Genomic DNA, 20858 nt, shown 5'->3' on the forward strand with positions numbered 1-20858 from the left:
ACGCATATGTCTGTTGGCTAGCGCGTTCTTTTGTCCGGTGAGGTCTTGTCCATTAGTGCAGACGCGGTCGTGGCCTATGAGCATTGCGGTCATGGTTTAGGCTGTAGCGTTTAGCACCCGTTGACCGGGCATTTTCTCGGGCGGGTCTTACGGGAATCGGCGCTCCAATACCCGTCTCGAATTCGCAAATTTCCCAAGTCATCTGCACCCGCCCCGGTCGGCGTCCGGCTTATGGGACGCCCGAAGTTGGTTCCATCACCGGCCGACGGTTAGACGGGGTAGGCAGAGATGTCGATCCGTTGCGATGACGGCAGGATTGTATCCACGGGACGGATTGTCCTGTGTGACGTTGTTGCCGCTGTCGCGCTAAGGTCGCCCGCTAGCGGTCTCGCGACAGGTATGGGCAGGTGGCCCGTGACCTCTGGTGCCGGTGCTTGTTCGCTGAGCGCGGTCTTTAGGTCGGTTCGTGCTCGCTGGTAGCGGGTTCTGGCCGTTGACGGGCTGATGTTGAGGATCTGGGCGGCTTCAGTGATGGCGAATCCGTCCCAGTGGATGAGGCGGACGAGTTCGGCCTGGGCCGGGGACAGCCGGCCGATCGCATCCCGCACGTCGGCCCCGTCGTCTGCGGGTCGCCCCTCGGTGGGCGAGGTTCGCAGGACCTGCCGGAATCGTTCGGTGAGGTTCCACCGTCGGTGTTCGCTCCGTGCGGCGTTCGTCACGACGTGGCGGGCGATCCCGAACAGCCACATCCGGGATTGCTCCGCCCCGGGGGGTGTTGAGTCGACCCGTCGCCAGGCTGCGAGCATCAGCTCCGCCAGTCCGTCGGCGGCATCGTCGATCGGCAGTCGACGTTGGAAGTAGCGCAGCAGATCGGGTGATGCGGCAGTCAGCGCCTCAGTGAGACGTTCAGTGGAGTTGCGGTTACGTGCCCTCACCAGCTGGCTCCAGGGCAGAAGGACTGGCTCTCGGAGCTGAGATTGGAGTCGGCACCGTCGATGCCCCGGTTGGTGAGCTCGGTGCTGACCGCAGCGGTCACGATCATCGACACTGCACGCTGGTACTCCTCGTCGGCGTTGTAGTGCACGGTCCCGTAGCCGGCCGGTTCGGTCGACCCATCGGCGTTGACAGCAATGTTCGAGTCCTGCCGGATCCACTCGATCGTGCTTGCGATCTTCTCCGTAGTCAGCAGGGATCCGATATCGGTCGTTCGGTAGAAGTCCTCGACTACCTCGACGGCGGCGGGGTCCTGCCCGAGGACGTTCCCGATGCGCTCCTCGCACTCCGCCCCGCTGGGCAGCGTGTAGGTCATCGATGCCACCGGAGTTTGTGCCCAGGGAACCCAGCTGTTGGTGACCGCGGCGGTCGCCGTCACGGCACCACCCAGAAGCAGCACGGACGCGAGCCCCGCGAACACGGGCCGCCTCCATGGCCGCCGCACTGTCACGCTCGCGGTCTCGACACTGGTCGCGACTCGAAGCCGGGTCAGCTCATCGGCGACACTTTCCGTCACCACCGTCGTGGGCGGGGCGGATCGGTTCAGCAGGCCGTCCAAATCGTCGGATGTGGGGCTCATGATGTTCTCCTCGAAAGTTGGTTACATCAGAGACATGTCCGGAATGATGCCAGACGTCTGCGGACGCCACGGAAACTTTTCCCGTCAGTTCGGCTCGCCCGTCTGGTCCTTCGATGATGCCGGAAAGATTGCGCGCCAGATAACGGACCTGGACAACGTTCCCCCTGTGGTGACGGGGGAAGCTGAGTGATTTGCGATGGCTCGATCGGCTGGGCGGTCAATAGTCGTTTGACTGACTGCCCTAGGCTCAGGGCATGATGACAGCCGAAGCAGCCACGAGGTCCGCACAACGGCGGGCTGGGGCCGGGTCTCCTGCATTGAAGTTCGTGCGGGACCTTGTCGTCATCGTGGTCGTCGCGGTGTTGATCTCTGCCCTTCTGAAGACTTTTGTTGTGCGTTCGTTCTACATTCCGTCTCCGTCGATGGAGAACACGCTCCTGGTCAATGATCGGATCATTGTGAATGAACTCGTTCCCAATTTGATCCCGATTGAGCACGGCGACGTCGTTGTCTTCACCGACCCGGGAAACTGGCTGCCACCGCAGCAACCCGTGCCGCAGAATCTTTTCAGCGCGCTGGATGCTGCACTCACTGTTGTGGGGCTGAGCGCTGGCGACAGCAATAATCACCTCGTCAAACGAGTCATTGGCCTTCCCGGGGACACCGTGGTCTGTTGCACCGTCGCCGGGCAGTTGGCCATCAACGATGCGGCCATCGACGAGCCATACATTCAGATTCCTGACGGTCAATCCCAGGCGACCAAGAGTCCGTTTACGGTCACCGTGCCTGACGAAAAGCTCTGGGTCATGGGCGACAATCGATACAACTCGGCCGATTCGGCCTTCCACTTCCTCAACGGCTCGCCGGGAGGCGGCTTCGTCCCGATCAGCAGCGTCGTTGGCCGCGCAGTCGTGGTGAGCTGGCCTGCCAAACACTGGGGATGGCTCGGCAACTACCCAGATACCAGCGCGTCGTCAGCCGGCTGACTAAGGCCAAGACCCCCAAAACGGGATGGTTGTTTCATCGGCTGAAATTGTCCCGTTGAAGGTTCCCCTGTGACACAACGTCGGTGCACTCGGCCGCCAGGTGGTTTGGCCCCAGATCTGTCGCGCTCGACGTCCCCCTAACGGCCGCAGAGGAAATGGGCGATCGCGGCACGTATTTTAGGGACTACTTCTAATCGACTCATACTGCACTGACCGGTGCGGGGAGAAAAGTTATCGAGCGATCAGTCGTTGGTCGTTGTCGCGCGGCAGGATTTGTTGTCCGTCTATTTCGAGGATGACGTCGGCCAGCGCGGCGATATCGTCTTTGTTGTGGCTGGTGAAGATGATCGTCTTTCCGGTGTTCTGGAAGTCGCGCAGCAGCTGGAGAAGGCTGGCTGAGCTGGAAGCATCCAGTCCGTTGAAGGGTTCATCGAGGATGAGCACTTGTGGGTCTTCCATGAAGGCCTGAGCCAGTGACAATTTCTGTTTCATGCCCAGTGAAAAAGTGCGAACCTTTTTCGGCGACCCCACCGGGAGTCCGACCTGGTCGAGAGCAGACCGAACCTCGGCTTTGCCGATTCGGTTCTGGATTTTGGCTAGGGTCAGTAGGTTTTTTTCCGCGGTTTCTCCGCCGAGATAGGCCGGACCGTCGATGGTGACGCCGAATCGGTCGGGGAAGGTTCTGTTGGCCGGTAGGAATTCCGGATCGATCCAGACCTCGCCGGAGTCGGGCATCACGAATCCGCAGATGATTTTCATGAGAACCGATTTTCCGGAGCCGTTGGCGCCGACGAGTCCATAGGTCTTGCCACGTTCCAGGGTGATCGTGACATCGTGAAAGAGCACATTGCCTTTGTAGGCTTTGCCCACGTTCCGTAGTTCGATGACGGTCTCGGTCTGAGTCATGTTCTCTCCGTTCATAGGACAACCAACCTTCTGCGGATCACTAGAGCCAGTAGTGCGTTGATCGCGAGGGACCAGGCCAGCAGGGACGCTGTCGAGGCGAGCACGGTGGCCCATCCTCCCGCTGTCAGATACATGTCCGCGGACTGCACCGGCAGCCACGGTCCCAGTTGAATTTGGGGAACGCTGAGCGCTGTGATCATTCCCACTGCCATAAGGCCGGCGAGACGATGGCCGGACAGCAGCACGGCCGCAAACACCGCGGCGAGGTAGACGAGAAGCTGAAGTGTCCAATTCACCACGAAATGGAACAACCACAGCGGCGTGCTTCCCGCAGGGCCGCCGAAGTCTCTGCCACCGAGCAGGACGTAGCTCGCCGCGCTGCACGCGAGGATCGCAACGATGAAAAGCATCGCGGCGATGTACTCGTGCACTGCGACGTGACGCGCCCACCGCGACATGGAGCCGTGCCGGAGGAGGAGAAGGAGTGCCCATCCTGATCGGACTTCCGCCAGCTGGCCTGAGAACAGATAGACGTAACCGACGAGCAGGACTATTCCGCTGGCGTACTGGAGGAGGGTCCCGCCGTCGCCGGAGAAGGCATCTGTCATTACGGTCTGGAAACTGCGTGTCGTTGGTTGCGCTTGTGCGACGAGACCAAACACGATGGATGCGCTCAGAATGCCAAAGACGGCAGTTCCAGTGAGCCGGCGGCCTCGGTGTCGGGCCCGGGCGTCCAGGTAGAGCGCGGCGGTGACGACGGCGACGATCATCGCCCCTACGGCGGCTACGGCTCCGGCCGATCTGAACGAATCTGACGGCACAAATCGGAAAATCACGTATGTCTGTGCGCTGAGGTAGGACCCCTCCGGGAACCCGCCCAAGGTTGCCGATGCCGCCCACACCCACACGACTATGGCCGCCACTACTCGCATGCCAAAGGGCAGCCCCAGCATCGCAATCGCCATCATGACGGCGTGAAGCACCACGAAGACACCCGCAAGCTGCGCCACCTGCAGGATGAGTGCAACCCATGGGAGCACTCCGTCCGCGCTGTAGACGGCAGTCGCAGTGTCGGGCACGAGCAGGTGATGATCGCCTTGGGCAAGGGGAAGTCCCGTTGACGCGGTGAGGAGACCCGCGAGCACGGCCGCAGCGGAGACGGCCAGCGCTCGAGCTGAGGAGTGGATCGATGACGTGAGTGCGGCTCGATAGCTCCCGTGGCGCGTCATCCGGTCCGGAGCGAGCTCAGCGCGGGTCGACAGCACTGCACGTCCCAGCCAAGCGGGAAGCAGAATGAAGAGCACAAACTGGGGGCTGCAGAGCGTTTCCAGGACAACGTCTAGAACTTCAGGAGTGTGCAGAGGTGGCGCCTGCCGGGCGATGGCCGCACGACCATAGAGTCCGTACGCACAGGCGAGCGCAGCAAGACTGAGCAGCGTTCCAACTGCTAGTCGGGATGGCTGCGGAAAGGACTTCATTGAAGCGTTTCCAACCGCCGAACGTTCACGAATACATGCACCCACAAGGCCACCACTACAGCGGCGAGGATCGCGGTCGGCACGATCGCCTCCCACATTGATGACTGAATGAGTCCAAACGGGAAGGCGGCATACATCAGGCCATAGTGCGGTGTTCCCAACAAGGCCGCGCCAATATTCTGCACAAAGTAGACGAGAAACGGGATTGCCAGGGCAAATACCCGGCTGCTGACCAAGACAAGACACGCCGTACCGAAACCTGCATACAAAGCTGCGGAGATGCCAACCCACACTGAGTACACGACACCGTACGTCCAGGTGCCCTCGCTCAGCAGGGAAGAGAACGTCACCCGCGTCAGCGCATCCGTGGCGGCCTGAGCCGACGTCATGTCATAGAGGTCGGGCCGAACCGACGGATTCCCGATCGTCGGCCAGAAATAGAAAGCTACGACAAAGGCCAGGAACGTGGATAGTGCAAACGTCGCGAACGTGATCAGCAGCGCGATCAGGAGCTTGGATCCGAGATAGCGCCTGATGCTGACCCGGGCTCGGACATTGACGATGTACCGGTTGCCCATCTCTTGGTAAAGCCGACTTGCGGCGATGAAGACCACGAGCAGGGGGAAGATCAGGGCGATCGGGGAGGTCATCATCATGGAGAACAGGTCCAGCCAATCCCTGAGCGCCGCTCCAGCTGTGTCCTTGACGCCACTCAGAGTTGGCAGCACCAGAGCGACGAGAACAAGAAGGGCGGTCGGCCATTTCAGGGAGGTACGCCACGCCAGCCCGAAAAGTCGGAGCCGTCCTGTGAAAGTCCCACCCACCGGGTTGTTCACGGGACGTTCCCGCTCCACTCGTCGATTGCCACGTTGCACTCCGCTGGGAAAAGCGAGTCGGATGAGGGCGAATCCAGACGTGCCAAGACGCTAACGCCCGACGACCTTGCGCAAGCACTGTAAGGCGCCGTGCCGATGGCTTCAACGCTGCCGCTGGCATTCATGAAGCCCGCAGGCTTAGCTGACGCCAGCCCAGCCTTTCGTGGTCTCTCCATCTCTACCCCCTGAAGTCGATGCGCATCATGAACGACTCCGCTCTCTGATGATCCACGCAAAGTCTAATAAAAAGCAAGCCTGCCTGTTTTTTATGAATTCAGAGTACCGTGTTCATAGCAACCGATGGGACCTAGGAATGGCGCAACAAGAGCGAGCACGAGCCACGCGCGAGAAGATCGTGGATGGCGCCGCCCTCACGTTCTACCGCTTGGGATACGGACTGGCCACGACCGGGGACATTGCTCACGAGGCCGGCGTAACACGCGGCGCGATGTACTTTCACTTCCAATCGAAGGAAGACTTAGCCAGGGCTGTCATCGCGAAAGAACAATCGTTGGCACTGGCCGCGAGCAATCAAATTCACGCGATCAAGCGCAGCGCCCTGGAAACGATGATCATGCTCTGCGCTGACCTCGCCCGGCGGCTGTTGGCTGATCCAGTCGTCCGAGCGGGCGTGCGTTTGACGACGGAGGTGACGAACTTTGATCCCCCGCTTCGATCCCCGTTCGACGAGTGGATGCGCACCTTTTCACACCTCGCCGCGCAGGCCATCGCCGACGGCGATTTCGGAAGCGGCGTCGACCCGGAAACGTTCGCTCGATTCCTGATTCCCGCGTTCACGGGAATCCAACTCGTCTCCGACACCTACACTGGGCGGGAAGATTTGCTGCAGCGCGTGCGCGAAATGTGGGAATACATTCTTCCCTCTGTGGTGCCCGCCAACGCACTCGAAATCGCCCAGCGGCGGCTCGACGAAATTATCCCCGACACGACTAAGGAGTAGTCACCAACGGGGATGAGGACTCCTACTCGTACGTCCCAAAAAACTCATCAGGGTGCTGGGAGTTGATCGTGTCGGGTGGGGCCTGCGCTCGTCCCGTAGGGGGTTCCCTAACGCTCGGCGTCGAGGTGGAACTCGAGGAGGTCAGTCGAGAGCCACGCGTGGCGCATCAGCAGAATTCCACCTGAATAGCGTGAGATGCCAACAGCCAGGGCGCTTGCGAGAAGGATCGATGAGGCCAGTCGCTCCGAGACCCTCTAGCCGCCGGCGAACCTTCCACGACGCGGGCTCGCCGCCGTTTTTCACAATGTCCTGCCAAGGCGCGACTGCGTCTGCAAGGTTGACACCGGCGACAAGGAGTACGACCGGGTCTCGGAGATCGACAATGTTATGGGCTTCCACGTGAAATTTGAGCAAGACCAGCTCGTCGACATGACCCTGAGCATGGGCGATCATTGCAGCGTCGACTCCTTCAGGAGATGAGCTCAGGTACAGAGTCCGTTGGTTCGGTTCCGAGTACCTACCGGCCAGACGCGAACCAAGAAGCGCCGCGTCTTGATGGGCAGGGTTTACGACGCGATAGAACGATCCGGACACGCGGGACCAGACCTCACCCATCTGTTCAACCAAGGGTTCACCCGACACTAATCACTCCCCAGAACGTCCCGACCGGTCCCTTCCGACGCTACCCGACGCACCGATCGCCATGGACCGTCCCGTTGACCGTTCGTGATGGGGCGTGCAGACTCCCCGTATCCCCCCTGTGCGCGCTCTTCTGTTGCGCGTCGTCGGCGCATGCCCCGGCCGGGTAGGCCGGACCGTAGACTCACACTGTACGAGCTGGCGATTGGCAGAGTCGCCAAGCACAGCCGTGACCGAAGGAGGGGGTGCTCTTGCGTCGAACTGGTCGCTTCCCTAGGGCGTGGACATTAGCCGTGGCTGCATCTATGGCGTCCGTCTGCGTATCTCTCACTGGATGCGCATCGACGACGGGCGCGGATGCGGCGAGCCTGGATTCGATCGCCGAGCTCGCGAGAGCTGCTGGCATCACTCCTGAACTCGTGTACACGACTGAGGTGGACGGCTACGATCTCGCACCGCAGTCGGTCGGGCCGGGTGCTGCAGACGGGATGTCGGCTACCTGGTTCAACAGCAGCACGGGTGCGATGCTGACCATCCGTAGCGATTCTGGGGAACTCACGGAAGCGTCGTGTGCTGCGACACCCCTTTGGGATGCGCCCGGCGGAGCGGTGACGTGTGCCAATGAGGATGGCGTCTGGCATCGGTCGGCTGGAGGCATCCACGAGTACGTCGCGGTGCGAGACGGTGCGCTGATCTGGGTATCCGGAATGAACGACGCGTCGCCAGCGGATCTTCTGACAGCCGCGAAGAAAGTGCACGTGCCATCGGATGCCGAACTCGAACTGCTCTTCTCCGACGTTCCCAAGTCTCCAGGCGAACCAGTGGAGCGCGGAGACCTACCTGAGAATGGCGACGGTGCGCCGATCGATCCGACCGGGCCGGGTGGTTAGTTCCACTCCGCCGAATGCGGCCGCTTGCCGGGCCGCTCCTCATATCTCTAGCCCTAATCCTCGTGGCCGGCGAGGCGCAGCCTGAGCTCTAAGTTCTCACCCTGCGCCTTGGCCAGCGCGAGTTGGAGCTGGCTCAGTTCCCTCCGGTCGGCCTCGCGTTCGGATTTCAACCGGGCCGAAAGACCGCACGGCGGCGGACGTGCTGGGGCGCTCGTCCGCTCCCGGCGCGGTTACGCGGAGGAGGTGTTTGCTTCGAAGCTGTTCGATACCGGCGTCACCCCTGATGACACCCGACCAAACCAGCGCCGCCCTCGGCATTAAGCGGGCCGTTCACCGGACGGTAAACCGCGACAGTCGGCATCGCTTGTCGACGCTCCTTGAAAAGTACATCGTTGGCGTTATTGTCCTGCTTCTCGAATACTAAGTGACCAAATGGGCGCGGAGTGTCAGATGGGAACGGCTTTGGGCCGAGGTGACGTTCGCGTTCGGTTTCACGTCAGATCGTCCCGGTGGGGGTTCGTCAACTGACACTCGTTGGTCGGAGTAACTCGAAGGATAAGGGCACGATTGCCATGGCTTATTGCCCGGGGTCGGGCGCGTCCTGTAGCTTTCGGAGATGACGACTGACCGCACAAAACCGACTGGGAAGCGCCGCCTGCCCTCTTGGGCCGTTGCGATGATGGGCGCTTACCTGGCGGCAGTCGGCGGGCTCGTTGCGTCGGTGTGCGTGATGCGCGCCTTTGACGTGGGAGCGGGGACGGGCGCAGCCGAAGCGATTGTTTTACTCATCGTTGTGTTGACGCTGCCGCTATCAACTCCGTATTACGTTGCCGGTTCACTGGGTTCATCGCAAGGATCGGGGCCAGAACGATTGGCCGTCGGAGCACTGTCGCTGAGCGCGGCGTTGTACTACCTGGGATTCTTCCCTTTGGCCGCGGTCAATGCCGCCATCTTTCGATGGATAGTAATTAGCACTCGCCGCCGGCGGGCGGAGGCTCAGTCTGATTCCTGATGGTCAACGGGCGCGTTGGGGGAACGGAGCCAGCGCGAAGCAGCGGCCTGGCGAGGACCAGCCCGCAAACCAGGCCGACGCGGGGAGAATGGGCTGTGATACCCGACTTGGAGAATGTCGCATGGGCCGGTCTTGCTCATGACCGCGATGCAGGACACTGACCTGCTGGAGTTCTTCCCACCACCGAAGAGCGGCGGGGAAGCCCGGGCGTTGATTGTCCGGAACAGACCGCTAGATTAGGGCTGCGATGGAGTCCAGGCATCCCGTGACCGGGCCGTACTGGGCACCGCGTTGTGCACGGGTACGTATGCCTGCTGCCGCCCGCGCGATCGGAGTTCCGACCAGCCACGTGACCGGGGTGGCTGCATGGTTACGCCTCGTCGGACCTGGATGAGGCACGTTCAATCGTCACTGGGTTGCGGCGGATCGGCCGGGCAAGGATCAGAACGCTGATGAGGGCAGCAGCGGCAATGGGTACCGCCAGAAGGTAACTTAGCTCCGGAATTAGAGTGGCGCCAGCAAAAAGCGAGAGCCCCCCAACGAGAGCCGCCGGAACAGCGACCAGGATGCAAGCCCAAAGCGGCACGCGCATTAGCCGTGCCCAAACCGCGGCGATGAACAGACCGAGTGAGCCGACGAGGATCAACAGGTTTCCGGTCCGGGCTTCTGCGAGTGCCTCGCCGGTTGCTGCGAAGTACACGGTCATGTAAGCACCACGACCCAAGAGCACTGTGCATGAAACGACGAGGGCCGACCACAGGACGAGGATCCCTGCCCAGGCCAGAACCGCGCCCACGCCGAGAGCCGACTCCGCCTCTTTACCGCTCTGCGTCGTCATCATTTGAATTTGAATTTGGCGACGTCGGAGCTGCCGTCATCGAGCGTAAGTGTGAATGTTCGGCAGGTGCCTGCCCATGTGGACGCGGTCTTCCAAACGTACGTGTACGTTCCGCTCGCCGCATCGTATGACAGTGAACTGTTGCCTGCGGTTGTGGTCGTTTCTGCGTCGCTTATGGCTACGCCTGTTGCGCATTCGGTCGCTGTTGAAGACGGCGAACCTGCGCTCAGAATGTCCATCCCAAAGTCCCCGCCCAGCGCGAACTTCAATGGCACAGCCCTGCCGGCTTTCATCTGGTTGAAGGCCGGTGCGGCATCCACGGGTGAGCGGAAACCGCTGAATTCATATTCCGGGACCTCAACAAGCTGATCCGCCGAAACGAATGCTTCCCCGCCTTCGTCATCTCGAATTGCGAGCGTCACCAAGTATGTTCCGGCGGTGGTGTAAGTGTGGCTGACTTGACGTCCGGTAGCCGTGCTGCCATCGCCGAACTCCCAGAGATATTCGACGATGCTTCCGTCGGCGTCGGCGCTCGCGCCTGCATCGAGCGTGATCGAACGCCCTGCGGAGGCTAGAGACATGCTTGCCGTGGGATCCAGGTTGGCAGGTGGCGCCTGCCAGACGTCCAAACGAGTCTCCTCGCCCTGCGGCGCGACCTGCGCACCGAAGAGTGTCGCGGTCCATTGCCCCACCTCGGCGTTCGCAATGTGGTAGCTCTCGAAAGTAGGACCGACTTCGTGGCTCACATCGGTGGCGCTGGTTTCTCGCCCGATGACACGGCCTGATGGGGATGTCAGAGACAGCACCACATCGCTACCGTGCCACTGGGTGGATGCGTCAAGGTCGCCCCCTGAGGACTGGAAGGAGTAGTCGATGGTTTCACCAGGATGCACATTGAAGAGCGTCCCTGGAGAAGGTGCTCGCAGTGCCGCGGTGACGTCGCGAGCGATCAATTCGTGGCCGAATTCGTTCGGGTGGTACGACTCGACTTGATCGAACAATTTGATCCCGTTGAGGAAGAGGTCGGTGCTGGGACCGCACAACTCGTGGCCAGCAGGAGTGTCGTAGATGCCGACGTATTGGAGGCCGAGAGACCGCGCTGAATTGCTGATGGCACTGTTGAACTGTCTGATCTCACGGTTGATCCACCGCTGATCTGTCATGCGCATTCCGGCGCAATAGTCATCGTGGGCGGCGTTGTGCTGGCCGCCTTCGACGTAGAAGCGTGCGTATCCGAGTATCAGCACGCGAGCAAATGGAGCGCGGCGCCTGACTTCCTTGTAGATGGTTCCCCGCTTGTCCTTGTCAATCATGACTTCAAGTCTGTCATCGACGCTGTCGCCATACTCCGGTTCACACGCGGCATCAACGAACGGGTTCAGAGCGTCGCCGAGCTGCGCCGTTACGCAGCCTTTGAGCACATCCGCGAACCCCATGTCGTTGCCGCCGATGCCCAGGGTGACCAGTTTTGTGCTGCTACTGAGGCGATCGAGTTGCGCAATACCGTCGGTGTAAGGCGGGCGGTTGGGGTCGTAGCCGACTGAGAGATCGTCGATCACTGCGTTGCTGCAGGCTCCGAAGTCCAAATTCAGGTTGACCACGCCAGCGTCGACGAGTCGTTTCGGGTATGCGTAGGCCGAACGGTGGCAGCGGTTGCCGGGAATGTCGGTGTTGGGAAGGTACGCGCCCGCGCCTTCTCCGGATTGAAACGAGTCTCCGAGCGCGACGTATTGGGTCAGCGGTGCGCTGCCGCCGCGGACCCGAAATACGTGTCTTCCGGTGACGGAGCTATCGGTGCTGGTGTTAGCTAGCCCAGTGGGGCTCGTGTCGACGAAAGCCCCATTGACCGAGGAGCCGAAGAGCTCGTAGGAGGTGCCGTCACGGCCGCTGCCGTTCGAGAAACCTGCCACTGCTGAGGTTCCGCCGAGCCCTCCCGTCCCGCCGCTGGCGCTGCCTGTTTCCCATTGGACCTTGTCGTAGTTGAAGATGATATCGAAGGCGCCAGGGGAGGAAGCGTCTTCCCGGTTGACCAGGAGCAGTTGGAAACTGTTGAGCTTGTCGGTACTTGCACTGTAATAGCCGACGTCGACCCAGTTCACACAGAAGGCACGCTGGCCTTCATGGGTTGTGGTTCCCCAGCCATAGCGCACGGTTTCGGAACCAACACCGCGAGTGTCGACATCCGCGAAAAACGGAGCGATGATCTCGGCGCGCGTATCAGCTAGACCGAAAGGAGTGAAGGTGTTCAACGGCCCGTCGAATGTCACGTTGCCGTTGTTGTTCACCCACAAGCTCTCAAACGACGTGCCGTAGAAGTCCACGCCGAACGGCAGCTGCACCTGGCTGGAATAAGAATCATCGTTCGCTCTCAACTCGTTCTGCATGCAATCGGCCGAGTCGATGACCGCACCACCTATCGCCTGAGCTGGCTCCACTGCTAGGAAGCCACCAGCTAGCACAGCGAGCACCGCCATCGCTGCCGTGTTTCGAACCCATTTCAGCTGCACGGTTCCAGACGTGATTCAGACGTAATTCAGAAGCTAGCGAGATTCACATTGGTGCAGCAATACCCCGTTTGGGTGCCTGATCCGAGTCGCCGCGTTCCTCACAGAACGGGGATCCCCGAAGGTCGGGCGCGTCACCTCGGACAACGCATGTATGCAGCCGGTAAGGTCTGTCGCAGCTTCCCCGCAGCATGGCGGGGAAGCTTTGTCATACGGGAGCGCTCAGAATCGGATGAGGGCTGGGTTCGACAGACGGGACTACCCAGGAGGGGTGCTTGATGGATCCAGCGATTGTGCCTTTTGTGGTGCAAGAAGGGCATGGTGTTCCGTGGCCGCTGAAGTCAGCCAAGGCAACACGCTCTGACCGGCCCGGAAAGGGTTCCCCTTGCGGACGCTGCGTAGCGAGTGAGCTGGGCGTCTACTCGTCGTTTCATTCCCTCTCCTGCACCCGCCACGTTATCGGTGTCTCGGTGTGGTTGATGCTCACAGCGCTGAAGAGGGCTTGACCGCAGTGATGCGGTCAAGCTCCTGGCTTATGGGCGAGCGACGCCACCTCGTGGTTCTTTCTCGAGCAGATGGTAGTAGGGGCTTCCGGCGATTGCGGGAAGCCCCCACTTGTGTCTCTTTCTAACGGAATTCGTTCCGGAGCAGTGCGGTGATGTCGATGGATTGCGTCGGTGGGAGGTCGACAGCGGCCGGGTCGATTGATGTGGTGTTACTCATTCGGGACTCCTTCGGGCGGGCATTGGGACACGCCTGCTGCGGTCTGACACCCCATCTCGTCGAAGATGCCGTTCGCGGTGCCTCCTTCGGGTGCATCGTCGACGACCGTGGTCCTGATCGCAGTCCAAGAAATGCTGGTTCCGGCCGGGAAGCCACTCTGCTCGTCGCCGCCGGTGAGCACCTGTCGTTCTCCGATCAGCTGGCCGGTGGCCGGGTCAATGATGAGGTCCTGACGGATGCCGTTCACGTCCTCGAGGCGACCGATCGCGATCCCGGTCGCACCGTTGAGGTTTGCCTGCTCCTCGGTGATCTCGACACCGGGGATCATCGCGGCTGCCTTGTAGAGCGCCGCGCGAAGATCGGCCGGGACGGCGCCGAAGCGGAGGGTGTCGGCGATCCACACCAGCGCCTCACCATCCGGAGAGTTGCCCTGCCCGATGGTCGTCTTGTAAATCTGATTCAGCAACACGTAGGGGTTCCGTGGGAGCGCGGCCAGTTTGTCGGGTGAGTGGATGTTCTCATAGCTGTAGAACGCACCCTTCGGCGCCCGAAGGAGCTCTTTAGAGTCGGCACCGCGCTCGGAAACGACCGCTGCCCAACTCTCGTCGGCGACCCGCTTCGATTCGGGTCCGAACGTCTCATAGGGCTCCGCGAGGCCGCGTACCCACACCCAGTCCTCGGCGCGGTCGGCGGGAACGTACAACTCGTCATTCGTGATAGTCAGGTAGCTCACCATCTTGTCCGAGTCACCGATCTGCGTCGTCGCCCCGTAGACCGCCGCGGAATCGACGCGAAGGTACTGGCCGGCAGCGAGCACCGGGTCGGAGTTCTCGATCGAGGCCAGCGCTGCGCTGTGCAGGACGGCGGCTGCCGCCGGGTCCGCGCCTCCACGCCAGCCAGCCAGGCCGACCACATTGGTGACAACAAGGCCGGTCACGAGAGCTGCCGCGCCGATGACGCCAAGGCCCGCACCGGCCCAGCGGGCGCGGGCCTTCCGCTTGGGGCGTTTCACCACCGTCGAGCCGGATGCGTTGATGCGGCTGAACAGTGCCGCCCGTCCCTTATCGAGTACATCGTCGCTTGCTTCAGGTACGTCGCTACGCACCTTGCGCAGCAGAGTCAACTCGTTCATATTCCACCTCCGTTGTAGGGGCTTGGCCCCTGCTGATCGCTTCCCGCAATACACGTCGTGCGCGGTTAAGTCGCGAGCGGACAGTGCCCACCGGAACAGCCAACGCCAGCGCGATGTCCTCGTAGCTGAGGTCCGCCCACGCCTGCAGCAAGAGCGCGTCACGGTCGCGCTTCGCCATCCGGCGAAGTGCCAAACCGATTCGTTGGACGGAAGCCTCCGCATCGACCCGGGATTCAAGACCTTCGATGTCGTCCACGATGACCTCGGCCGCGCCTGCGGCAGTCATCCCCCTCCAGGATGCAGCCTCGAGGCGAGCGTGCTTCTTCATCAGCGTGGTCGCGATCCCGTATAGCCAAGGGAGTGCGGCACCGACCGTCGGATCGAACGCGGCACGGCGTTCGAATGCGACGAGGAATGTCTCCGACATCACGTCGTCGGCGACAGCCACCCCGATCCGACGTGCCGCGTACCGGTAGATCGTTCCTGCGTGCCGCTCGTAGAGCCCGGCGAACACGCCGGGGGTATCCCTCGACCGCTCGATGATCTCGCTATCACTGCTCATGATTGTTATTGCACCATCGGGGACTTTAAGTTCACGGCAATATCGTCAGATACGGTCAGCTTTCCAAGGATCCACATAAGTCATAGTCTTGCCGCAGTCATGGGTCTTGCGACGCCCGCCGTCAGGCACAATGTGGCGCAGACTGCTCTGGGGACTGAACCTGGCTAGCCGCGCACCAAGGTGCCCAATACGGCGAGGCATGTCCCAAACAGTTACCCTGATCCGCTCAGCTGACCTTTCCGACGTTGCGGAGTATGCCTCCGCCGCCACGGCTCCCGCTGAGGCGCGCCTCATCTTCCGCGCCGGCGTCTGCCCGTTGTACCTCGATGGCCGCACGGCTGGAGTTGGAGACTATGCAGCGCCGGCCAGCGAAGCGATGGAGGACCTCGTTACTGCTCTGAGAGCGGCAGGGGCCGAACTCAGTGATGTCCTGAGCACACGCGTTCTCGTCGCATCCTCCAAGCAGAGCGACCTCGTCGTCGCTTGGGCGGTCAACCGCGATGCCTTCCGTCCACACGACGTACCGAGCACGCTCATGGGTGTCACTATTCTCGGCTATACGGATCAGCTCGTCGAGATCGAAGCCGTCGCGGCAGCGATCGACTGACGAGACGAGTCCGCAGGACGTTCGGCTTTCGGCTTTCGGACATTTCGGCTGGCTAATGTGCGTACCTGCCCGGGGTCAGAAGCTCAATGGTGACTCTGACCGGCTGTGTGGGTGATGGGGCTGTCACTTCTCGTTGCGGTAGCTCTCAGCTGTGGCGACGAGTGCCTCGTCCCACGGCGTGGCGGTGATGTCAAGCTCTCGCTCGGTCTCGGTCGAATCACTAACGAACGGCACCACGAATTGATAGCTCGAGGCCCACACCTCGTGCGTCATCGGACTGATTACACCGAGTACGCGCAGCAGTAACTGCGGATAACCTGAGACCTTACCTCGGGTGCTGTAGTGCGCATTGAGTTGCCGGACGATTTCGGTGCGACTGACTGCGCTGCTTGGAACGTGCCAAATACGACCCCAGTCGCCCGTGTTATCGGCGGCGGCAATGAGCGTGGTGACGATGTCGGGTAAGTAACTCCAGCTGTGTGCGAGCTGCGGTTTACCCACCACATGCGCAGTTTTTGAGCGCAGGACCGCTGTGAAGAATGACTCGCCGAGGTGTGCGGGTCCAAGGACACCCGGCCCGAAGTAGTCGCTGGCTCGCACTTCGACGGCGCGGATAAGGCCGGTGTTATGTGCGGCGCGCATCTTCGCCCATCCTGCCTGGCGAATCAGCCCCTTGGATTCGGTGGTCGTCTCGGGTGAGCGCTCGGTCATTGCACCGGTCGGTGACCCGTAAGGGTAGAGGTTACCCATCACGACGATCCGAGCACCCGTGGCGGATGCTGCGGCAATCGCTGCCTCGTAGATCGGCGGCCACTGCGCGGCCCAGTCGGTGTATGGCGGATTCGTGCAGAGAAAGATGGTCGAAGCATCCGTTGCAGCGTGAGCAAAGGCGGCCGGATCACTCGCATCCAGCACCAGAGCGGTCGCGCCGACGACGGTCGAGCCTGAGCGGGTCGCGACGGTCACCGTGTCGCCGCGCGCCGCAAGGCGTTCAGCGAGCGGACGGCCGATCAGGCCGGCTCCAACAACGAGGTGCTTCTTCATCGGGTCCAGTCGTCTTTCATGGTGAAGTCGTGCACTTCACGCAAAGTCTGGCAGACGGACAGCGCAGGAATACCCACTCCAGCGCTCCTGCAGCGTAACTCGATCCACCGGGCACCGTTTCGACTAAAGTCGTCGATCACACCGGCGGCCAGCCGTTCGCGCACGTCGCCCGAGCGCTTGCGGGCCTCTGGCGGTAGATCAATCGTCCCGTAGGGGGTTCCCAAGTGACACAGCATCTTCCCGCAACGCCGGTGGGTGGATTGGTTGCAGACCTGTCGCACGGGAGGTCCCCCTTGCGGGCATAGGCGGGTGACCTCCCTACTTTCCAGCTATCGCGCTTTCGAGATCTGCGCGGATCGCCGTCCGTTCGTCCAAGAGGTCATCGAGCTCGCTGTGCTCGGCTTCGATGAAGGCCGATTCGTACCGCGCTTGCAGATCATAGAGTCGCTGCACGGCACCGGTGGTACGCGCGCATTCTGCCTCGATCACCGTGACGCGGATGACCTCGGCCGGCCCGTCGTCCTGGTAACTCGACGCGGGCCGTCCGTCACGTTCCTCCAAAACGACGCCAAGGTCAGTCATGCACGCTTCCCAATCGCGACGTGCGGCTTGGCCATCGTCGCTGGTGAGAACGAGTTCCGATGCCGTGCTTCTAATTCGTACGTCGAGCCCGTCGATTGCCTTCCCATCCAGCAGCGCTAGCGGTTCGCTCAATGACTGCCGGGCGATATCCGTGCAGGCACGATAATCGATCGCATAGTCGGGGTCGTAGGTGGTCAAGTCGATCTCTTTTGCCCTGCCTTCGGGGAAAGGTCCGTGCCGTACTTTGTGGCGTATTCCGTGCTCCAGAGCCCAAACAGGCGGTCTTCCTGCACGTAGGGGCGGTTGAGGTCATCGCTGTATACCGGGTGGCCTTTCGCCGTCACGCATTGATCAGCGCGAGCATGAATCGCGCGGAGCACCGTCCTGACGTACGGGGCGGAATCTGCCGAATACTGATCCATCGGCAGGGTAACGCCTGCATGTGCGTAGTCCAACGTTGCGGTCACATCCGCGTAACCGTCGATGGATATGGCCGGCAAGGTATGCACTTCGTCGGCAACCTCATGCGGGGACGGCGTTTCAGCCGGGGCATCTGCGGCGCATCCGGTCAAAGTTAGCGTCACAATGAGGACGATGTGGGCGCCGATCAGGACCGGAGCCCTCCGGCTATTCCGCCTGCCGTGCGGCGCTAGGACGCGCTGGTGGCGGTTCATGCGATCACACCGAGGGCGACCCGCAGTTCGTCCTTGGCACGTGCGTACCGTCCGCGGGCCGTCGGTGCGGGAATCCCGACGATCTGGGCGGCTTGAGCGAGGGTGAAGCCTTCCCAGTGGACGAGCTGAACGATTTCGCGAAGGTCGGGGTTGAGTTGGGAGAGAGCGTCCCGCACGTCGCTGCCCTCGTCGGCTGCTGGCGCGGTCCCGGCCGACATGACGTGGGTTCGAATCTTTTCGGTCAGGGCGAGGCGACGTCGTTCACCTCGGGCATGGTTTGAGAGGGTTCCCCGGGCGAGACCGAAAATCCACATCCGGGCACCTTCCGCGTCGTTTGGAAGGAAGTCGACCCGACGCCAAGCGACCATCATGGTGTCGCCGAGGAGGTCGGCGGCGTCCTCGAGCCCCACTCGGCGTTGCAAGTACCGCAACACGTCCCCAGCACAATGGTCGAGGACGGACGTCAGCTGTTTAGCCTTTTGGCGGCCGCTCACGGCGCGACGACCGCGCACTGAACCTGCAGGTCGGAGACGACCACACCTGTCGTCGCTGACAAACGTGTGATCGCCATTTTGAGGGCGACCGTGTTGGCTGCCGCGTACGTGCCGTCGTCCGTCTTGGGTACCGATCCCGGAGGTCTGTCTTCGATCGTCCCGTCATCAGTTACCACGACCAAGGAGTTTGAGCCACGGATGTCCGTTGCGATCTCTTCGATATCGATGGGATCGACCTGTAAAGCGCCCATCGAATCAACGAACGTATCCCAGTCTCCTGCGACAGCCTCCTTCTGCAAGGCGATTCGTCCCTCGCAGGCTCGGCCGCTTGGAAGCACGAACGCGTAGGCCATGTCGGGATGCTCAGCCCAGGGCAGCCACGCGAAGACACCGGTGGCGGTGGCAGCGCCGGCAGTACCCGTCAGCGCGAGGGCGAGGCCGAATCCGACGACCAGACGAGTGGTCCAGCGAGACGGAGTCCTGGCTGAAACTTCGCGTGCTGCTGCCCGGTTCATCACCTCGAGGTCGCGCTGCACTCCGGCCGTGATCGTCACCGTCTCTGGTGATGAGTGGCTGAGCATCACGTCGAGTGGGTCTGTTGCGTTCATGTGTGGCTCCAAGTCTGAAGGGTGCGTTACTACAGACATGTCCGGACGCACTCGAAACGATCACTCGGCGCGAGAATCCCCTGACTGGACCCAACAAACTTCTCGCGCCGGGCGAGAATGCTACCGCTGCTGCTCCCGACCGGGGAACCGCCCGACGCAACGTATCAGTACAGAAACTACGCCACGTCGCTCTTCCACGCGTAATTTCCAACACAGGTGACGCGGCTTGTCCCGTATCGGGTTCCCTTTTAGGCATGAGGTACTCGAGACCGCGCCGCGCGCTCGCACTGGCCGATCGACTCCCAGACGTTCCGGTCCGTACACTTGTTACATGGCAGCCAGCGTCCGCCTCGCCCAATCGCGAGACCTCGATGCCATCGAGAAGATTGAAAACGACGCTGATCAACTCTTGATCAACAAACTCCAGCTAGTTGACTGGGCTGCCGCACCCACGGGCGCTGCTCGTGCGTCGGAGCCCGGATTCATCCTCGTCGTCGAGCTCGACGACGGTCACGTAGCCGGCTTTGTCCATGTTCTCGAGGTCGACGGCATCTGCCACTTGGAGCAGCTGTCCGTAGCACCGGGAGATGCGCGAAAGGGCTGGGGCCGAGCGCTCGTGGAAGCCGCCAAAAGACACGCGCAGAAGCGCGGCTACCACCGTATTTCGCTTCGCACCTACGCGGACATCCCTTGGAACGCCCCGTTCTACGCGAGCGCCGGTTTTGTGGAGGAAAAACCAGCAACGCAATTTCATCGTTCCCTTGTCGGTATCGAGGGCGAACTTGGGCTTGACCGATATGGGCGCCGGGTGCAGATGGTTGTACACGTTCAGGCGCCAGGTCCGCAAGACGTGCCCCTTACGAGCACGACGATCAGCACCCGCTAAAGGTCAGCCGGTTCGAGCTACGTGCACTTGGCGACCGCTAAAGGTCAGCCGGTTCGAGCTACGTGCACTTGGCGACCGCTGAACGGTTACCTACCAAGCCAATATGGTGGGTGCATGGACGACTACGACGCGCGACTCGTTGAGCTCTATGACGACGACAACCCTGACGGCCCGGACCACGAGTTCTACCGGCAGGTCGCCGATGAGATCGACGCGCGAGCCATCCTCGATCTCGGCTGCGGCACGGGCATCCTGACGGCGACTTTCGCCCGGGCTGCTCGCATGGTGGTCGGAATCGATCCTTCTCCGAACATGCTCGCGTATGCCACCAACCGCGCAGATGGCCGATCTGTGCGCTGGATGCTCGGGGACAGTCGCGACATACCAGCCGAGCCGTTCGACTACGCCGTCATGACCGGGAACGTCGCGCAACACATTCCCGACAGTGAGTGGGAACGGACCCTGAGGGATATCAGCGAGGCACTCCGCGACGGCGGCGTGCTGGCATTCGAGAGTCGTAATCCGCAAGCCCGCGCCTGGGAGAAGTGGGCCGCTGCAGAGCCGACCCTGCGCGACACCGTCAGCGGGCCGCTTCGGGAATGGTGTGACGTCAACGAAACAGAGCCCGGCCAGATCGTCCTGACTGCGCACAACCGGTTAGAAGACACCGGCGAACAGATCACAGAACAGCTCACCCTCGCCTTCAGAGAACGCCAGCTCATCGAACAACAACTGCGCGAGGCCGGGTTTGTCGTCGACGGCGTATGGAGCGACTGGAACCGAACACCCTCTACCGACGGCTCGCCGATCATGGTCTTTGAAACACACCGAGCAGGGTCAACAACCGCAGCCTGACGGCCTCCCACTCTCTTCTCGCGGCCCCA

22 protein-coding genes are annotated in these 20858 nt (G+C 61.7%); 7 read left to right on the forward strand and 15 right to left on the reverse strand.

What is annotated here, in order from left to right:
* Positions 1-269: 269 nt before the first annotated feature.
* Both CXY83_RS18110 and CXY83_RS18115 read right to left on the reverse strand, forming a co-directional pair.
* Positions 270-935: an RNA polymerase sigma factor gene (locus CXY83_RS18110; RefSeq protein ID WP_233200738.1), complete on the reverse strand. Its 666-nt coding sequence runs from the start codon at positions 933-935 to the stop codon at positions 270-272.
* On the reverse strand, positions 932-1573 hold the full coding sequence (locus CXY83_RS18115; protein ID WP_233200739.1) for a hypothetical protein: 642 nt from the start codon (positions 1571-1573) through the stop codon (positions 932-934). The genes CXY83_RS18110 and CXY83_RS18115 overlap by 4 nt, the downstream gene beginning before the upstream one ends.
* Before the next feature lie 254 nt (positions 1574-1827).
* Here CXY83_RS18115 and lepB point away from each other — a divergent pair, with 254 nt between their 5' ends.
* Complete coding sequence (gene lepB, locus CXY83_RS09485) at positions 1828-2559, forward strand: signal peptidase I (RefSeq protein ID WP_104197106.1); 732 nt, start codon at positions 1828-1830, stop codon at positions 2557-2559.
* Positions 2560-2790: 231 nt separating this feature from the next.
* Here the strand turns inward: lepB and CXY83_RS09490 are convergent, their stop codons facing one another.
* The 3 genes from CXY83_RS09490 to CXY83_RS09500 are packed head-to-tail and all read right to left on the reverse strand — an operon-like array spanning position 2791 to position 5779.
* Positions 2791-3465: an ATP-binding cassette domain-containing protein gene (locus CXY83_RS09490; RefSeq protein WP_104197167.1), complete on the reverse strand. Its 675-nt coding sequence runs from the start codon at positions 3463-3465 to the stop codon at positions 2791-2793.
* Between the two features lie 11 nt (positions 3466-3476).
* Positions 3477-4943 (reverse strand): hypothetical protein, encoded by a 1467-nt coding sequence (locus CXY83_RS09495; protein ID WP_104197107.1) that lies wholly within the window; start codon positions 4941-4943, stop codon positions 3477-3479.
* Complete coding sequence (locus CXY83_RS09500; RefSeq protein ID WP_104197108.1) at positions 4940-5779, reverse strand: hypothetical protein; 840 nt, start codon at positions 5777-5779, stop codon at positions 4940-4942. Before CXY83_RS09500 ends, CXY83_RS09495 begins: the two co-directional genes overlap by 4 nt.
* 352 nt (positions 5780-6131) lie before the next feature.
* On the opposite strand from CXY83_RS09500, the gene CXY83_RS09505 reads away from it, so the two are divergent.
* Positions 6132-6779 (forward strand): ScbR family autoregulator-binding transcription factor, encoded by a 648-nt coding sequence (locus CXY83_RS09505; protein ID WP_104197109.1) that lies wholly within the window; start codon positions 6132-6134, stop codon positions 6777-6779.
* 141 nt (positions 6780-6920) lie between these two features.
* Here the strand turns inward: CXY83_RS09505 and CXY83_RS09510 are convergent, their stop codons facing one another.
* Positions 6921-7394 carry an RES family NAD+ phosphorylase gene (locus CXY83_RS09510; protein WP_104197110.1) on the reverse strand — a complete coding sequence of 158 codons (474 nt, stop codon included), beginning with the start codon at positions 7392-7394 and terminating at the stop codon, positions 6921-6923.
* Positions 7395-7711: 317 nt separating this feature from the next.
* On the opposite strand from CXY83_RS09510, the gene CXY83_RS09515 reads away from it, so the two are divergent.
* Both CXY83_RS09515 and CXY83_RS09520 read left to right on the forward strand, forming a co-directional pair.
* Positions 7712-8308: a hypothetical protein gene (locus tag CXY83_RS09515; RefSeq protein ID WP_233200741.1), complete on the forward strand. Its 597-nt coding sequence runs from the start codon at positions 7712-7714 to the stop codon at positions 8306-8308.
* A 616-nt stretch (positions 8309-8924) separates the two neighbouring features.
* A complete protein-coding gene (locus CXY83_RS09520) occupies positions 8925-9320 on the forward strand; it encodes a hypothetical protein (protein WP_146069891.1) in 396 nt (131 codons plus the stop codon).
* A gap of 370 nt (positions 9321-9690) precedes the next feature.
* Here the strand turns inward: CXY83_RS09520 and CXY83_RS09525 are convergent, their stop codons facing one another.
* The 4 genes from CXY83_RS09525 to CXY83_RS09540 all read right to left on the reverse strand — a co-directional run bounded on the left by CXY83_RS09525 (position 9691) and on the right by CXY83_RS09540 (position 15079).
* Positions 9691-10158 (reverse strand): hypothetical protein, encoded by a 468-nt coding sequence (locus tag CXY83_RS09525; RefSeq protein WP_146069892.1) that lies wholly within the window; start codon positions 10156-10158, stop codon positions 9691-9693.
* On the reverse strand, positions 10158-12665 hold the full coding sequence (locus CXY83_RS09530) for a PxKF domain-containing protein (protein ID WP_146069893.1): 2508 nt from the start codon (positions 12663-12665) through the stop codon (positions 10158-10160). Before CXY83_RS09530 ends, CXY83_RS09525 begins: the two co-directional genes overlap by 1 nt.
* Positions 12666-13377: 712 nt before the next feature.
* Complete coding sequence (locus tag CXY83_RS09535; RefSeq protein ID WP_104197115.1) at positions 13378-14517, reverse strand: CU044_5270 family protein; 1140 nt, start codon at positions 14515-14517, stop codon at positions 13378-13380.
* A complete protein-coding gene (locus CXY83_RS09540) occupies positions 14483-15079 on the reverse strand; it encodes an RNA polymerase sigma factor (RefSeq protein WP_104197116.1) in 597 nt (198 codons plus the stop codon). Before CXY83_RS09540 ends, CXY83_RS09535 begins: the two co-directional genes overlap by 35 nt.
* Before the next feature lie 199 nt (positions 15080-15278).
* On the opposite strand from CXY83_RS09540, the gene CXY83_RS09545 reads away from it, so the two are divergent.
* Entirely contained in the window at positions 15279-15686 is a 408-nt protein-coding gene (locus CXY83_RS09545; RefSeq protein ID WP_104197117.1) for a RidA family protein, read from the forward strand.
* A 123-nt stretch (positions 15687-15809) separates the two neighbouring features.
* On the opposite strand, the gene CXY83_RS09550 is transcribed toward CXY83_RS09545, so the two are convergent.
* The 5 genes from CXY83_RS09550 to CXY83_RS09570 all read right to left on the reverse strand — a co-directional run bounded on the left by CXY83_RS09550 (position 15810) and on the right by CXY83_RS09570 (position 19088).
* On the reverse strand, positions 15810-16730 hold the full coding sequence (locus tag CXY83_RS09550) for an NAD-dependent epimerase/dehydratase family protein (RefSeq protein ID WP_104197118.1): 921 nt from the start codon (positions 16728-16730) through the stop codon (positions 15810-15812).
* A gap of 318 nt (positions 16731-17048) precedes the next feature.
* The gene (locus CXY83_RS09555; protein ID WP_104197119.1) at positions 17049-17510 is read right to left on the reverse strand and encodes a hypothetical protein; all 462 of its coding nucleotides are present in this window, start codon (positions 17508-17510) and stop codon (positions 17049-17051) included.
* Positions 17507-17896: a hypothetical protein gene (locus tag CXY83_RS09560; protein WP_146069894.1), complete on the reverse strand. Its 390-nt coding sequence runs from the start codon at positions 17894-17896 to the stop codon at positions 17507-17509. Before CXY83_RS09560 ends, CXY83_RS09555 begins: the two co-directional genes overlap by 4 nt.
* Positions 17897-17982: 86 nt before the next feature.
* Entirely contained in the window at positions 17983-18498 is a 516-nt protein-coding gene (locus tag CXY83_RS09565) for an RNA polymerase sigma factor (RefSeq protein ID WP_369831145.1), read from the reverse strand.
* Positions 18477-19088, reverse strand: a complete 612-nt coding sequence (locus CXY83_RS09570; protein WP_104197121.1) for a hypothetical protein — start codon at positions 19086-19088, stop codon at positions 18477-18479. Before CXY83_RS09570 ends, CXY83_RS09565 begins: the two co-directional genes overlap by 22 nt.
* 331 nt (positions 19089-19419) lie before the next feature.
* Here CXY83_RS09570 and CXY83_RS09575 point away from each other — a divergent pair, with 331 nt between their 5' ends.
* Positions 19420-19974 carry a GNAT family N-acetyltransferase gene (locus CXY83_RS09575; protein ID WP_104197122.1) on the forward strand — a complete coding sequence of 185 codons (555 nt, stop codon included), beginning with the start codon at positions 19420-19422 and terminating at the stop codon, positions 19972-19974.
* Positions 19975-20088: 114 nt separating this feature from the next.
* Positions 20089-20829 (forward strand): class I SAM-dependent methyltransferase, encoded by a 741-nt coding sequence (locus CXY83_RS09580; RefSeq protein ID WP_104197123.1) that lies wholly within the window; start codon positions 20089-20091, stop codon positions 20827-20829.
* The last annotated feature ends 29 nt before the right edge of the window (positions 20830-20858 follow it).

The organism is Cryobacterium sp. M15, assembly GCF_002929675.1.
Lineage (GTDB): Bacteria > Actinomycetota > Actinomycetes > Actinomycetales > Microbacteriaceae > Cryobacterium > Cryobacterium lyxosi.

Excerpts from the sequence above, each read along its gene's own strand:
- CXY83_RS18115 (WP_233200739.1), bottom strand. The coding sequence starts at position 1,573 with ATGAGCCCCACATCCGACGATTTGGACGGCCTGCTGAACCGATCCGCC.
- lepB (WP_104197106.1), top strand. The coding sequence starts at position 1,828 with ATGATGACAGCCGAAGCAGCCACGAGGTCCGCACAACGGCGGGCTGGG.
- CXY83_RS09490 (WP_104197167.1), bottom strand. The coding sequence starts at position 3,465 with ATGACTCAGACCGAGACCGTCATCGAACTACGGAACGTGGGCAAAGCC.
- CXY83_RS09495 (WP_104197107.1), bottom strand. The coding sequence starts at position 4,943 with ATGAAGTCCTTTCCGCAGCCATCCCGACTAGCAGTTGGAACGCTGCTC.
- CXY83_RS09505 (WP_104197109.1), top strand. The coding sequence starts at position 6,132 with ATGGCGCAACAAGAGCGAGCACGAGCCACGCGCGAGAAGATCGTGGAT.
- CXY83_RS09510 (WP_104197110.1), bottom strand. The coding sequence starts at position 7,394 with ATGGGTGAGGTCTGGTCCCGCGTGTCCGGATCGTTCTATCGCGTCGTA.
- CXY83_RS09520 (WP_146069891.1), top strand. The coding sequence starts at position 8,925 with ATGACGACTGACCGCACAAAACCGACTGGGAAGCGCCGCCTGCCCTCT.
- CXY83_RS09525 (WP_146069892.1), bottom strand. The coding sequence starts at position 10,158 with ATGACGACGCAGAGCGGTAAAGAGGCGGAGTCGGCTCTCGGCGTGGGC.
- CXY83_RS09535 (WP_104197115.1), bottom strand. The coding sequence starts at position 14,517 with ATGAACGAGTTGACTCTGCTGCGCAAGGTGCGTAGCGACGTACCTGAA.
- CXY83_RS09540 (WP_104197116.1), bottom strand. The coding sequence starts at position 15,079 with ATGAGCAGTGATAGCGAGATCATCGAGCGGTCGAGGGATACCCCCGGC.
- CXY83_RS09545 (WP_104197117.1), top strand. The coding sequence starts at position 15,279 with ATGTCCCAAACAGTTACCCTGATCCGCTCAGCTGACCTTTCCGACGTT.
- CXY83_RS09550 (WP_104197118.1), bottom strand. The coding sequence starts at position 16,730 with ATGAAGAAGCACCTCGTTGTTGGAGCCGGCCTGATCGGCCGTCCGCTC.
- CXY83_RS09570 (WP_104197121.1), bottom strand. The coding sequence starts at position 19,088 with ATGAACGCAACAGACCCACTCGACGTGATGCTCAGCCACTCATCACCA.
- CXY83_RS09575 (WP_104197122.1), top strand. The coding sequence starts at position 19,420 with ATGGCAGCCAGCGTCCGCCTCGCCCAATCGCGAGACCTCGATGCCATC.
- CXY83_RS09580 (WP_104197123.1), top strand. The coding sequence starts at position 20,089 with ATGGACGACTACGACGCGCGACTCGTTGAGCTCTATGACGACGACAAC.